Below are 14,853 nucleotides of genomic sequence, written 5' to 3'. Positions count from 1 at the left end.
TAAATGTATATTTCAAATAAATTATAATTCAAAATCCATATTACATTCTAGGAAATACTATCTATTTTGATTATAAAAATACATCCAAATCCCCATTCCAAATATAATAGCATAACCAAAAAAGCTGTATAAATCAGGGAGTTGATTTAAGAAAACAAATCCTAAAACCGCAGATAATATTATCTGATTGTAATCGTAAATTGAAATTTCCTTTGCAGGAGCATAGAAATAAGCCTTCGTTATCGCAAGCTGACCTACTGCAGCTGCAATTCCACTAAGTAATAGTAAAAATGTCTGATTTAAGCTCATTGGTTCAAACTGCATAACTAAAAAAGGAAAGCTGACCAAACAGGAGAAAACTGAGAAGAAAAATACAACCAGTTTACCGTTCACCCGTCTTTTGCCAAGTATCCTTACCATAGTATATGCTGCTCCTGCCCCTACTCCGCCTAATGCTCCGATAAGTGCAGGAAACATAGTTACATCACCTGTCGGCTTTATTATAAATAAAGCCCCTACAAAAGCCCCCAAAACTGCTATCCCTTGAAATATACTTATCTTTTCTTTCAAAATTATAAATGAAAATATAATTGCAAAAAAAGGTGATAGCTTATTTAACATATTAGCATCTGATAATTTCAGATGGTCTAAGGCATAAAAATTACAAATTATTCCTGCCGTACCGAAAGAGGCTCTTAGTATAAGAAACTTCAAATCCCCTTTACTTAGCTTTATTTCTTCTCCCAGTCCTCTAAGCCCTGCTCCTGCTATAAAAACAGGAACAACATTCCTAAAAAATGCCTTCTGCATTGTCGGAACATCGCCTGCAAACTTCACAAACAAGCCCATCAAGGCAAAGCCTAAGCCTGCTAAAAGGATACATAGAATTCCCTTCTGTTTATTTGATAAATTCATGTATATTACTCCGTATATTTTGTCAATAACTCTATAATCATTATTAAATTATGTGAGTCAAAATTAAAAGGCAGCATAAGGCTCTACAAGTGAACAGCCTACACTGCCATTTATTTTATAATTAATACATTTTATAAAGCTCTATCTATTTTAAAAAATTATTAGTCAATTTAAGATTATTTCTTTTGCCTAGCTTTAATATATAGCTTTCAAAGCTCCTTTTTTTTCCTTTAATCTTATTACCTGATATTACAGCATCAAAATTGTATACACAGATGGCATATTTTTCTATCTTTTCAAATTCATTATTCTTTATTACCATTCCTTTATAAACATCTTTATCAATTCCATGGTTAGTACCAAGTCCATAAATAAAATTCACAAATCTACAGCCTTCTATTTTCACATTTATAGTAGGAGTACCATCTTCTTTCCCCATGAGGTCAGAATGTGACACACCTTTTCTTGCAGACTCTATCTGAATTGCCTCATCCACCTTACCATTGGCAATAAATTCACATTTTTTTATTAATACATCCTTAGCAGCTCCAAACTCTATCATATGAGCATTATCCCATTCATTAGGTTTATATACAAACTTAGTACCTGTTATCTTAAGCTTTTCTACATGTGAAAATGTAAAGAGAGTGCTTACATCCTCGACGGAATTGCTCCCTGCATCAAAAGTCCCTCCATTAATATTGATATTTTTACCTCTGGAATATTTTCCTGCAGTGTATCCTCCACCTTTACTTGTAGACTTTCCAGTCTCTCTTCTCGGATATCCTACCTGTATCATTGCTCCTATTCCGGTTCCCGGATGCTTTATTACAACTCCCTGTAGATTAAGCGTAGTGTTGCTATATATGTGAAGACCTCTACTTAACATATAGGTTCCTTTTGGAACAGTAATAATATATTCATTATTAGAATCCTCCATCGCCCTGTCCAAAGCATTTTGAATATCAACTCCGGTTATTTTTCCATACTCAGATGAATCAGATGAAACTGTAATATTTATTGTATCAGCCTTTACTAAATTATATGAGTATACAGCTGTTACAGACATCATAAATATCAATGTAAATAATAACTTTCTTATGTTTCTCATTCTAAAAACTCTCCTTACTACATTTGTTACATATATTTTCTGTTTTCTCTCCAAAGCACTTAACTGCAATTATCGAGGTTATAGCTCCCAATACCATCCCACCAAGCACATCGCTTGGATAATGTATGCCTACATACAGTCTTGAAAATCCCATCAAAAATGCAAGTAACAGTGCTATTATTCCGTATTTCCTAGGCATTAGCATAAAGACCACAACTGCCAGTGCAAAGGCACTTCCTGTATGGCCTGACGGAAACGAATAGTCTGTAGCCTTACTGACCGAAAGAGTAAGGCCATCTATCAGCTCATAAGGCCTTATTCTCGCCACCCAATTTTTCATAACAACATTAGTTATTACAAATTCAATCGCAAGGGATACACCCATTAAAATCCCTACTTTTCTAAGTTTTTTAAAATACAAAAATAAAGCTATTATTATAAAACAGACTATACCCGAATTATTTGATAAAGTAAAAGGTATAAGCAGTGCATCAAGCACCGGATTCCTTATATTTTCCTGCAAATAAAGCAATATATTATTATCTAAACTAATTAAACTTTCTACCATCCATCACCTGATACTTAGATTTTACAGTGCATTTACCCTTTCTATAAACCTAAGTATTCCCTTTCTTCCATTTTCATCATCTTTATACACACCTGCATCTGTAAGAACCTCTGAAAATACAAGCCCTACTTCCTGCCTAATTATTTCTTCTGCATTTTCTTCATTAAAATCTTTATGGCGAGCCATAAACTCGTCTACCCAGTCTGCGTGTTTAGCTAAAACTTCGTCTTTTCTAATATCTTCTCCCTTAAGCAAAGCTAATCTAAGGCTATCCATCTCACCTTTCAATCTGCCTGGAAGTACAGCCAGTCCCATCACTTCTATAAGCCCTATGTTTTCTTTCTTTATATGGTGCAACTTATCATGTGGATGGAAGATACCTAAAGGAAACTCTTCAGTTGTCCTATTATTTCTAAGTACCAAGTCTATTTCAAAATCTTCTCCCCTGCGTCTTGCTATTGGAGTTATAGTATTGTGAGGTTCTCCATTACTTTCGGCATACACACCTACTTCTTCATCAGAATATCCTCTCCAAAGCAAAAGTATCTTATCTGCAAGTTCTGCAATCTTTCTGTAATCAGCACCTGTAAGACGGATTACAGACATAGGCCAATTTACAATTCCTGCACTTATATCCTCATATCCCTTGAATTTTACTTCTGTACGAAGTCCTGCCCTAGCCATAGGAAATTCATAGTTACCACCTTGAAAATGGTCATGTGTAAGAATAGACCCTCCAACTATAGGCAAATCTGCATTAGAGCCTGCCATATAATGTGGAAATTTTTCTGTAAACTCAAGTAGCTTAAGAAAAACTGCCTTATCAATCTTCATCGGTACATGCCCCTCATTCAAGATTATGCAGTGTTCATTATAATAAACATAAGGGGAATACTGTAAAAAATAATTTTCTCCACTAAGAGTGAGTGGTATAATCCTATGATTTTCCCTTGCAGGCTTATTCATATCTCCTGCAAACCCCTCATTTTCTCTACAAAGAAGACATTTAGGATAGCCTGTCTGTACCATTTTTTTAGCTGCAGCTATGGCCTTAGGGTCTTTCTCAGGCTTAGAAAGATTGATAGTTATATCGAGCTTGCCATAAGGAGAATCTGCCTGCCACTTTACATCTTTTACAATCCTATCTTCTCTAATATAATTAGTAGCCTTGCTGAAACCATAATACCAATCAGTAGCCTCCTTAGGACTTTTCTTAAATAGAGCCTTAAACTTAGCCACTACCTCTGATGGCCTGCCAAGCAGACAATCCATAATCTTGGTATCAAACAAATCCTGCTCTGTAACTGAATCGCTTACAATCCCTTCTTCCATTGCATATTTCAAAATATCTTTTAAAATCTCAGCAAGCTCCTCCTTACACTCTGCCACTTCTCCACTTCCCTGATAATCTGAAAGTCCAAGAGTATAAAGAAGTTTATTTCTTGTATACAAAACATCATTTTCTTCTAATAATCCTTTTGCAAGGCCAAAAGCAATAAGCCTGTCAATAGCATTGTAAATCATAACCATTCTCCTTGTTATATAAAATTATTTTCCCCTCTAAATCAACATCATACCGGAAAAAATTCCAAAATAATGCCCCAAAACATAACCCAGTGTTCCTATTAGAATACTAGGTATTATAAATTCCACCCATCCCTTTGATACTGCCATAGCTGCCGCTGTAGTAGGGCCTCCTATGTTTGCATTTGAGGCAATCATTATCTCTTCCACAGTAAAATTAAATAATCTACCCAAAGTAAATGATAAAACCATATTGACTGCAACTATAATTACTGCCACTACAAGAAGTAAGGGTGCCTCTTTTATAACAGTAATAAGTGATGCCGGAGCACCTATAATCGCAAAAAACATATAGATAAGAAAAGTTCCTATTTCCTGAGCACCTTTTATCTTTGACATCTTATTGGGAAATATAGATGCTATAGTCACAATTAACAACACCATAATAAGATATTTGTTACCAAGAAATCCGGATACAAACTTACTGGTTATACCGCCTCCCGGGAAAGTACTTTTAATACGCAGAGAGATTTTTGTAGCTATCGTAACAATTGTAAAAGCTATTGCTATTGCAACCGCCATATCTTTAAGTGAAATTCCTCTTACCGCCCAATAATTGGCAACCATATTTTTATTTTCACTTTCTTCAGCACAGCTTTTAACCCCTTCTTCATATGTATACCTATATATTTTTTTAATAATTGCCATTCCCGGTATTGAGATAAGTACCAAAATATAAATTATCATAACAACATTATCCGCCACGATAGCTGCAGATACTATCTGACACGATACCTCATAATACTGCGACAATGCTATAAGATTTACTGAACCACCTGTATAAGTACCTACAAACATAGGTATTATTCTGCCAAGGTCAGGAATTACATTTTTTAATACAAAATATGCTATAAATCCTCCGGCTATAGTACCTATACTACTTATCAGATACATTGCCAAGGCACGTCCCGACTCTTTTTTGATTTTCTTAATATCGGCATTAAAAAGCAATAATGGTATTGCAAGTGGTACCGCATAACCCAATACATTATCATAAACCTGTGCATCTGTAGGTATTATCCCAAAGTTCGAAAGAACCATTGTGAATACAGATGCCAAAATACAGCCTGTGACTTTACCTGCCCAAGCATATCTCTGCTCTAAGTAAATAGCAAGGGCTGCACACACAGCTAAAATTGTCCATAGAGCCCACGTATCATCTGCCCCAATAAAAGTTAATGTCCCCATACAATAACCTCCTTCTCCCAGCATAAAATTCATATCAAAACTATATATCTAACAGAATAATATGTCAATGTTTTTCTACTATAAGCCTGTAAAGTGTAGGACTTAGTCCATATTCCCCCATCATTCTCTTTACCTCTTCTACGGCTCTCTCTTTCACAAATTTTTGCTTATTAGGATTTTTTACCGCCCTTATAAGTATATTCTTAGGTGTATGGCTAAGGTCTACAAACTCTAACAGATTGACATTATATCCCATATATTCCAACATATTACCACGCACCGCATCCGTTATTAGGGCAGAAAACCTTTCTTTTATTATACCATACTTAGTCATCAGTGAAAACTCATCACTTCTTATTTGATTATTCAGCTCATGCTGACAGCAGGGTACAGAAAAAATATAAGTTGCTCCCCAATTAATTGCGTTGTGTATCGCAAAGTCCGTAGCCCTATCACAGGCATGCAAAGTAATTACCATGTCAACCTTAAACGGAGCATAATATCCATTTATGTCTCCTAATTCAAATGAAAGCGTGTCATATCCGTATTTTTCTGCCGCCTCATTACATTTTTTAATTACCTCCTCTTTGAGGTCAAGCCCTATCATATTGACCTTTATTTTCTTAATCTGAGTGAGATAATAATAAACTATAAAAGTAAGGTAAGATTTTCCACATCCAAAATCTATGATATTTAAATGCGTAATTATTTTCTTTTTAAGTTCATCATCTATAATTTCGATAAATCTGTTTATCTGCTTGTATTTATCATACATAGCATTAACCACCTTGCCCTCAGCAGTAAAAATTCCCATATCTACCAAAGGTTCAATAGCCCTTCCTTCTTCAAGTATATAATTCTTCTTCCTGTTATTACTTCTTACTTCTTCAGCCAAAGCCTTATTATCTGCTCTTTTTATATCAAAAAATACCTTCCGTTTCTTTGTAAGCTTAATTGATACTTCTTCTGACAATGTCCAAGCATTTAACTGTAAGAAGTTCTCACCAAGCTCATCAAGACAAAGCCTTTTAACCCCTTCTTCATCCAGATTTTTATGAAATACCTGCGTTGCAGTATAGCTTGCCGCCTGATAATATCTCTCCTTCTTCTCTATCTGAATCCGTTTCACAACTAAGCTTTTTGATACATTATTACTTATTATTATTTTAATTGGAGAAAGCCTCATAAGCTCTTCTACTGTTTCCTTCAACGTAATAGCCCTATTTTTCATAAAAATCCTTTCATTTATTAAACAACTGACAAAATCACAAAATTATGCTATACTTATAAAAAGGTTAATTCCTTTTTCTTAATTATAACATGTTAAAGGATGATTTTAGTATGAAAATTTTAAAAAAATTTATTTTTCTCCTGCTTATACTCTCCGGCATTACCTTAATGCTCCTACCTACTTATAGTAAGTTTAAAATTAAAGATGAAGTCAGAACTGCTGTAAAAATTATAGAGGAAATACCTCCTGAAATACTTAAAGAAAATGAAGAAAAGGAACAACCGGAAGAAATATTTGATTTTGAACAGGTAGAGGAAATATCTCCTACAGGTACATTACTTGACCATGCCCCAATCGACAAAAATCTTCTTATAGGCCAACTTGTAATACCTTCTCTGGACATGAACCTCTGTATTTTTAAGGGTACTACCAACTATAATCTCTTAAGAGGTGTAGGCACAATGAAACCTGATGACAAAATGGGCAAAGGAAACTACACTCTCGCCGGCCATAACAATGGTGATAAAAGTCTTCTTTTCGGCTCTCTTATGGATATAAAAAAGGGCGCAATTATAAAAATTACAGATAAAAATAAAATTTATGAATACAAAGTAATTGAAACTAAAATTGTACCTAATACTTCTCTTGAGCTTTTAGATAATACTGCAGCTGATAAGATTGGAAAACCTATCATATCTCTTATGACCTGTGATAAGGGAACTTGGACAAACAACCGTTTTTTTGCTATAGGAAAATTTGTAAAAAAATATAAGTATAGCGAGGAAAGTATGATAACAAAATAATATGAAGTCCCATAGCAATATATATGCCTATGGGACTTCATATTATTCTATTGTTACCCTGTTTTTGCCCATTTTCTTACTTATGTACATCTTATCATCAGACCTTTTTATAAGAGACTCTATGTCATCCTTCTCATTTATTATAGTTCCACCAATTGAAACTGTAATACTATATCTACCACCATCATCCTCTCTAAGAGCTGAATTTTCTGTAAGCACTCTTATTTTTTCTGCTATAGCCTCCAGTTCAATTTTACTTACCATAGGGAAAATTCCTATAAATTCCTCGCCTCCCCATCTTCCCACAAAATCTGTCTTTCTTATTGCACTTATGAAAGTATTTGCCACCACTTTCAATACCTTATCACCCATGTCATGACCATAAGTATTATTAAAATTCCTAAAATTATCTATATCCATAAAAAGTATTCCAAAGGTAAGGTGTAAATGTTTATACTCCATAAACCTTGATTCGAGGATTGACTCTAAATATCTTCTGTTAGGAAGTTCCGTAAGCTTATCATATAAAGCAAGTATTTTTAATTCCTCTATAGAGCAGCTTATATCTGTGCAGCTATCCCTAAACTCTTTATTTATCTCATTACCGATAAGTTTCTCAAAGACTTCTCCTGCCCCAACAAGCTTATTATCTATATATAGAGGAAAGGACTTTACTTTTACCCTTACCCTGTGTCCTTCTTTATGATGAAGATACACTACCGTTTCCCTGGGGATTCCATCCTCAGTTGTATCCTTTAACGGACAGCCGACTACACATACTTTATTTCCTTTTTCATCAACATGACTTAAGATATCATGATGGCAAAATTTACCTACTACCTCTTCTTTTGAAAAACCGCTAATTGTTTCTGCACCTTTATTCCAAAATGTAATCTGTCTGGATTTATCTACAAAATAAACACCTACATCCATATTTTCAAGCATGACTTTGTAGATACCACCATCTTCCATGTCAATTGTACTACGGTTCATATTTCCCTCCTGTGAAGGCATTATGGTTACGATAATTTCTATTTTCATAATCACTATAAGAATAATGGGTTTTAATCACTATGTCAAGCATTGTTGACTAATGTTAAATTTTTTTCTATCTTTCCTAAGTCATATTAATATGATAAAATGGGAGCGCAATATGCAACTTTATTTTAAGGAGTGATACGTAAAGTGAAAAGGCTGCATAATCAGATAAACTCTGATTTGCAGCCCTTTTTTACTCAACACTTTTAAGAGAAGTTGTCATGTCTATTTTCTTAATAATAAAATACATAGCTAAATTAACCAATACAGAGAAACCAATTGTAATAAGGCTGCTCATAATATAACTGAAAATACTTATATTCCTTCCAAACATCATCATATCTACCTCTACTGTCACAATAACATATCGGTGAAGTATTGTGCCAAATATCAGCCCCACCATTATTCCAAAAAAAGTAAGTAAAATGTTTTCCCTATACACATACTGTGAAACCTCATTATCATAAAACCCAAGCACCTTAAGAGTGGCAAGTTCCCTTTTTCTTTCAAGTATATTAATACTATTCAAATTATAAAGCACTACAAATGCCAGTAGACCTGCTGCCACAATAAGTACCAACACAACCAAATCCAGCACTCTCAACATTCTATCTATGTTCTCTTCAAGTTCATCCACAAAATAAACTCCTGAGCATCCTGAATATGACAGCAGTTTTGCTCCAAGTTCTTGCTGATTAATCCCAGTCCTATCATATTTCAGATTAATAGTGTTGTATTCCGGCTCTTCTCCATATAGCTTTGTATAAAGTTTTGGTGAAAGGAAAAGATAATGAAACACATAATTTTCTGCTATTTTCTCTATTTTTATTGATACTTGTTTTTTCCCTTCCTGCTGCACTTTTATAACATCGCCTTCATTAACTCCCAGCATTACTGCTGTTTTTTCGGATATACATGCTCCATCTCCTGAGGGAAAATCAAACTCAACTCCTGTAGTTCTATTTTTTAAATTCAAAAAGTCTTTTATTTTCAGTACATCTTCAGGCACAAAAAGGTTGGTATTCCTTATCTTATCTCCATTTACAAGGTCAACTGCCTGAAATTTTATCTTAATAGTCTTATCAATACCATTGTATTGATTAATTATATTTATAAGTTCTTCCTTCTCCTCTGTCTTCGCTTTTGAGTTAAGTGCAATATTGGCATCATAGGTAAATATCTTAATATACTGTTTTTTTGCTATCTCATTAATTGAGTCCTTAAGTCCAAAGCCTACAAGCAAAAGCCCCATACAGCCTCCTATGCCTACTACTGTCATAATCAGCCTTTTTTTGTACCTTGCAAGATTTCTTATTGTCGCTTTTCTAGTAAAGTTAAGCCTCTTCCATATAAAATCTATATGCTCTAAAATCACCCTTCTGCCGGAGCTTGGTGGAAGAGGACGCATAAGAGATGCCGGATTCTCCAGTAATTGAGATAGAACTGAAAATAATGTAGCAACAACGGTGCTTAATACTGCTGCAAGCAAGCCAAATAAGGCCTGCTCATAATTAATCGGAGTTAAACAATAAGGCATTCCCGTAAATAGAGTTCCGTAAGATTTTATTATTAAAAGTGGAAGAAACCTCTCTCCTAGTAGGACTCCAATAATTCCACCACCTAATGTAGCCAACAATGCATAGAATATATATTTCATAGAAATAGATAAGCTGCTGTAACCTAATGCCTTAAGTATACCCATACTCATCCTACTCTCGTCAACCATCCTCGTCATTGCTGTAAGGCTCACAAGGGCTGCCACCAAAAAGAATATAACAGGGAATACATTGCCAAGACTATCCATCCTCTCAGTATTCTGCTTAAAGCTTACATAACCTTCCATCATATTTCTATCAATCACATAAAAGTCCGGCTCTTTAATATCTGCCACATCTCTTTTTGCTTTAGCTAGTTTCTTTCTGCCTTTTTCAAGTTTCTTATTTGCTTTTGGAAGTTCTTTATTGTATTTTTTCTCAGCTTTTTCTAGCTTTTCTTTGCTCTTTGCAAGCTTTTCCTTTGCTTTATCAAGCTCTTTCTTGCCATCTGAAAGCTCTTGCCAAGCCTCTGTTAATTTCTCTTCATTCTCCCATATTTTTCTTCCGGCATCTTCAAGCTCAGCCTTTTTTTCTACAAGTGTAGACTTGCCCTCTTCAATTTCCTTTTTACCACTTTCAAGCTTTTTGTTTGCAACTTCAAGCGCTTTTTCATTTTCCTCAAGCTCTGCCTTTCCTTCTTCAAGCTTTGTTTTGCTTGCAGCCAGAGTTTCTTTATTCTCATCAAGGGTAAGTTTTGTTTCATCAAGTTTTAGCTTAGCCTCATCCAGCACAGCTTTTTCTCCCTCAAGCTTAGCTTTAGCCTCTGGTAGAGCCATTCCTGCCTGTTCTGCCATATCAAGCTTTGCCTTAGCCTCTACATAACTGTTTAACCCTTCTTCATAAGCTTTAAAGTTTTTTTCATATTCAGCCTTTCCTGCCTTATATTTATTCAGTCCCTCTTTATACTTTTTTTCTCCCTTATACAGCTTTTCTCTTGCTTTATTTAGATTTGCAAGTCCTAAGTTATATTCTTCTTCTCCCTCTTTAAACTCTTTTTCTTTATCTTCTAAGAGCTTTTCAGAAGAATCAAGCTTTTCTTCACCATCTTTTAATTCTATTTTTGCCTCTAATAATTTATTTTTCCCATCAGCAAGCTCATTCTCTGCATCTACTATTTTTTTCTCTTCTTTAGTAAGCTTATTTTCACCTTTTTTTATTTTTTTCTTTGAGTTATCTATCTTCTTTTTAGTATCACTTAGCTTTTTCTCTCCATCTTTAAGTTTCTTTTCTGCATCTTTAAGCTTATTCTCTGCCTCAGTTTTTACTTCTTCATATCTTCTACCATTTATCTTAGTTTCAAGCCCTTTAATATCCTCTTTAATAACTTTAATCTTATCTTCATAAGTCTTTGAATAAGTCATTAAGGCTTTCATATTACTTGCTGCCACATAGACTTCTGTATAGATATCAGACTTAAAATTCTCCTTAGGTATCATTATAAATATATCAATAGAGCCGTCTCCGACTGAGCTTGTCCCCCTGCTGCCTCTCTCCGGATAATAAGGCAGATTACAAAAACCGGTTATCGTATAAGTCCCATTTTTAAGGTCTGAGGAAAGGTTAGAGTCATCATCTGTAGAAAGAATTATCTTGTCTCCCAGCCTGTAATCAGTAAACCATAATATTTCCTCATCTACAAGACATTCATCACTTTTTTCAGGCATTCTTCCTGCTGTAATATATGGCTCATTTATACCCTTTGTAATTCCTATAAGTTTAATTACTACCTCTCTTTTTTCGGCACTTAGGATTACCTCTTTTGTATGACCTCCCTCTACACTTTCTACGCCATTTATCATTTTTATATCAGCCAAATCTTCATCAGTAAGACCAAGGGTGCTTAATATCTTAAAGTCCATAAGCTTAGTATCATCATAAAACTTGTCTGCTGATATCCTCATATCACTTCCTGAGGAACGAAGTCCTGCAAAAAATGCTGTTCCAAGCATCACGATAAAGAAAATGGAAATAAAGCGTCCAAAATTACGCACTATTTCCCTAAAAAAATCTACTATTAGTTTATTTTTCATCATACCCTCGCTGTCTTACCACTCTATCTCACTAACCGATATAGGATTTTCATTTATTTCTACCGAGCAAGCCTTTCCATTTTTAATATGAATTACCTTATCAGCCATAGGCGTAAGTGCCGTATTGTGAGTAATTACTACAACTGTCATCCCCTTTTCTTTACAGGTGTCTTGCAAGAGCTTAAGTATTTCTTTTCCTGTTACATAATCAAGTGCTCCTGTCGGTTCATCACAGAGCAATAACTTAGGATTTTTTGCTAATGCTCTTGCTATTGCCACTCTCTGCTGCTCACCCCCTGAAAGTTCCGCAGGAAAATTGTTCATTCTATGTGAAAGTCCTACTTCTTCAAGTACCAACTTAGCGTCCATAGGCTCTTTGCAGATTTGCAGTGCCAGTTCTACATTTTCAAGTGCTGTAAGGTTAGCCATAAGATTATAAAACTGGAATACAAAACCTACATCTTCACGCCTGTAAGAAATAAGTTCTTTTGGCTTAAGCTTGCTTATCTCAGTACCATCTACCATTACTGAGCCTGAAGTAAGTGTATCCATTCCTCCAAGGATGTTTAATACTGTTGTCTTTCCTGCTCCTGAAGGACCTACTATGATTACGAATTGTCCCTTATCTATATCTAAAGTTACACCATCACAGGCATTTATTGCATTACTTCCCGATTTAAAAGTCTTTACTACATCTTTTAACGAAATATATCCGGCCATCTCCTCTCCTCCCATTACTAAATCATAATATCATAATCACCCTTATTCTTTTTCATATCAGCCTTATTCTTATACATATTTTCATCTGCCTCTGAGAGCAACATCTTCATAGTACAGTCTGTCCTACCCTTTGAACAAGAGTATCCATATGCATAACTGAGAGTGAGGTTCGGATGCTCTTCATTAAATATTTTCACATTTTCTTCTATTCTCTCAAATATCATTTTAAGACCATCACTTCCGGGATTATATATAACTCCTACAAACTCATCTCCACCATATCTTCCTACAAAGTCATGTTCCCTCATAGAATTTTTTAAAATATCAGCAAATCCCTTTATAATCTCATCTCCGGCAATATGGCCAAGTCTGTCATTGGTAGCCTTAAGTCCATTTAGGTCAAACATCACACTACACAGTTCTTCTGTTACAATCTTATTATTAAATACCTCTTCACAACGACTTTTATTCGGTAACCCTGTATGTGCGTCTATATAAGCTTTTTTACCTAGTTTTACATTCTGCTCTACCAAGATTTTTTTATCTGCATATTCTGTAACCATTAAAGCTATAATACATATAACTATAGCCCCTAGCACCATTTCAAAAATACTCATATAATCTGCAAGACTTTCAGCATATTTTTCAGCTGCGTTTATTGTATTGCTTGCTATTTTAAAATAATACTCACTTTTTGCAAGGGCTATTACTCTTAATTTTTCTTTCTCTTTGCCCTCTGAATGTTCCATTGTTTCTACTGTTTCGTACAACTTATCCCAATATTCAATCTGCTTTTTCAACTTTTTCCTATAAGACTTATCAGTAATCTTAGGAAGATTAAGCTCTTCACTTCCATTCCAAAGTCCATCAAGGATTTTGTTCTGCATATCAACCAACTCCTGATCATGGATTCCATACAGCTCCAATTTCACATATCTTTGAACCCCACCTCTGGCAAAACCTGTATAACTTATAAGCCTTCCGGCTTTTGAGAACTTTTCTACCTCATACAGCATTATCAGAACAATAAGCAAGAGCAAACATAACAAAACATTCTGAACTCTATTCCTTATTTTCTCTCTAGTCTTTATCATTAAATCATCCTCGTAAAATTCTTTTATGTGTATAATACAATAATTTCCTCAATTTAACAACCATCTTTCATATTTCAAAATATTTTTTTAATTATTTTGTTGGTTATTATTCATTATTTGTTCACTATTTTTATGTATAATATCTTATATAGTTAACTGAATTTACTTTATTTTGGGGGATTAGTATGAATAATAACTTCGACTCACAAGAAAATAATGAAATTATTAATATTTTTAGTAATAGGGAAAAAGAAAAAATAGCAGACGCTATAAATCGTATCGGCACCATTGATTTAAGTGACATTTCTGCTGAAACCAAAGAAAAAATCATTGAACTTTTCAAAAAAAATACCCTCCCTATAGAACGTCTATTTGCAAACTACCGCTGCGCTATTATGGAAGTAGAAACTAAGTTCAAAGTACTGAACGAGGAATTTTCTCTTATTTATGACGGTAATCCCATAGAAAGCATAAAATCTCGTATCAAGAGCAATGAAAGCATCCTCCGTAAAATAATAAGAAAAGACCTTCCACTTGATTTAAATACAATCGAAGAACATCTTGAAGATATTGCAGGTATAAGGGTAATCTGCTCCTTTATTGATGATATTTACAAACTTGCAGACTGTTTCCTTCGTCAAGATGACATTACCCTCATCAAAATGAAAGACTATATTAAAAATCCTAAGCCCTCAGGCTACCGTAGCCTCCACCTTATAGTTGCAGTACCTATCTTTCTTGAAAATGAAAAAAAATTAGTTAAGGTAGAAGTACAGTTTAGAACCATAGCTATGGACTTTTGGGCCTCCCTTGAACATAAGCTAAGATACAATAAAAGAATATCACCTAAAATGTTAGATGAGCTCTCTCGTGAGTTAAACGAGTGTGCAACCGAAAGTGCCGAACTTGACTTTAGGATGCAAAATGTTAAAAATACCTTTCTTGGAAAAGGGAAATAAAAATTCCCCCCTGAAGA

At 34.5% G+C, this 14,853-nt stretch carries 12 protein-coding genes; 2 read left to right on the top strand and 10 right to left on the bottom strand.

Features of this window, described 5'->3' with window-relative positions; translation table 11 throughout:
- Nucleotides 1–57: 57 nt before the first annotated feature.
- From ACTTG8_RS03165 to ACTTG8_RS03140, 6 genes are all read right to left on the bottom strand, one after another.
- Entirely contained in the window at nt 58–915 is an 858-nt protein-coding gene (locus tag ACTTG8_RS03165) for a DMT family transporter (protein WP_442560674.1), read from the bottom strand.
- Between the two features lie 145 nt (nt 916–1,060).
- Nucleotides 1,061–2,026, bottom strand: coding sequence for a hypothetical protein (locus ACTTG8_RS03160; protein ID WP_442560673.1), 966 nt, complete (start codon nt 2,024–2,026; stop codon nt 1,061–1,063).
- A 1-nt stretch (nt 2,027) separates the two neighbouring features.
- Nucleotides 2,028–2,594: a phosphatase PAP2 family protein gene (locus ACTTG8_RS03155; protein ID WP_442560672.1), complete on the bottom strand. Its 567-nt coding sequence runs from the start codon at nt 2,592–2,594 to the stop codon at nt 2,028–2,030.
- Nucleotides 2,595–2,615: 21 nt separating this feature from the next.
- Nucleotides 2,616–4,118 (bottom strand): UDP-glucose--hexose-1-phosphate uridylyltransferase, encoded by a 1,503-nt coding sequence (galT, locus tag ACTTG8_RS03150; protein ID WP_442560671.1) that lies wholly within the window; start codon nt 4,116–4,118, stop codon nt 2,616–2,618.
- A gap of 36 nt (nt 4,119–4,154) precedes the next feature.
- Nucleotides 4,155–5,366, bottom strand: coding sequence for a DUF819 family protein (locus tag ACTTG8_RS03145; protein ID WP_442560670.1), 1,212 nt, complete (start codon nt 5,364–5,366; stop codon nt 4,155–4,157).
- Between the two features lie 64 nt (nt 5,367–5,430).
- The gene (locus ACTTG8_RS03140; RefSeq protein WP_442560669.1) at nt 5,431–6,597 is read right to left on the bottom strand and encodes a class I SAM-dependent methyltransferase; all 1,167 of its coding nucleotides are present in this window, start codon (nt 6,595–6,597) and stop codon (nt 5,431–5,433) included.
- 110 nt (nt 6,598–6,707) lie between these two features.
- On the opposite strand from ACTTG8_RS03140, the gene ACTTG8_RS03135 reads away from it, so the two are divergent.
- The gene (locus tag ACTTG8_RS03135) at nt 6,708–7,400 is read left to right on the top strand and encodes a class A sortase (RefSeq protein WP_442560668.1); all 693 of its coding nucleotides are present in this window, start codon (nt 6,708–6,710) and stop codon (nt 7,398–7,400) included.
- 42 nt (nt 7,401–7,442) lie between these two features.
- Here ACTTG8_RS03135 and ACTTG8_RS03130 read toward each other — a convergent pair whose 3' ends face one another.
- From ACTTG8_RS03130 to ACTTG8_RS03115, 4 genes are all read right to left on the bottom strand, one after another.
- Nucleotides 7,443–8,393, bottom strand: coding sequence for a diguanylate cyclase (locus ACTTG8_RS03130; protein WP_442560667.1), 951 nt, complete (start codon nt 8,391–8,393; stop codon nt 7,443–7,445).
- A gap of 238 nt (nt 8,394–8,631) precedes the next feature.
- Entirely contained in the window at nt 8,632–12,066 is a 3,435-nt protein-coding gene (locus ACTTG8_RS03125; RefSeq protein WP_442560666.1) for an FtsX-like permease family protein, read from the bottom strand.
- Between the two features lie 12 nt (nt 12,067–12,078).
- Complete coding sequence (locus ACTTG8_RS03120; RefSeq protein ID WP_442560665.1) at nt 12,079–12,783, bottom strand: ABC transporter ATP-binding protein; 705 nt, start codon at nt 12,781–12,783, stop codon at nt 12,079–12,081.
- A gap of 17 nt (nt 12,784–12,800) precedes the next feature.
- Nucleotides 12,801–13,877: a GGDEF domain-containing protein gene (locus ACTTG8_RS03115; protein ID WP_442560664.1), complete on the bottom strand. Its 1,077-nt coding sequence runs from the start codon at nt 13,875–13,877 to the stop codon at nt 12,801–12,803.
- 185 nt (nt 13,878–14,062) lie between these two features.
- On the opposite strand from ACTTG8_RS03115, the gene ACTTG8_RS03110 reads away from it, so the two are divergent.
- Nucleotides 14,063–14,836, top strand: a complete 774-nt coding sequence (locus ACTTG8_RS03110; RefSeq protein ID WP_442560663.1) for a GTP pyrophosphokinase — start codon at nt 14,063–14,065, stop codon at nt 14,834–14,836.
- The last annotated feature ends 17 nt before the right edge of the window (nt 14,837–14,853 follow it).

Origin of the sequence: Catonella sp. (assembly GCF_052173895.1) — a bacterium.
Taxonomy (GTDB): Bacteria; Bacillota; Clostridia; order Lachnospirales; family Lachnospiraceae; genus Catonella.
The sequence above is the reverse complement of the archived record's forward strand: the minus strand, read 5'-3'. Positions and strand labels throughout refer to the sequence as shown.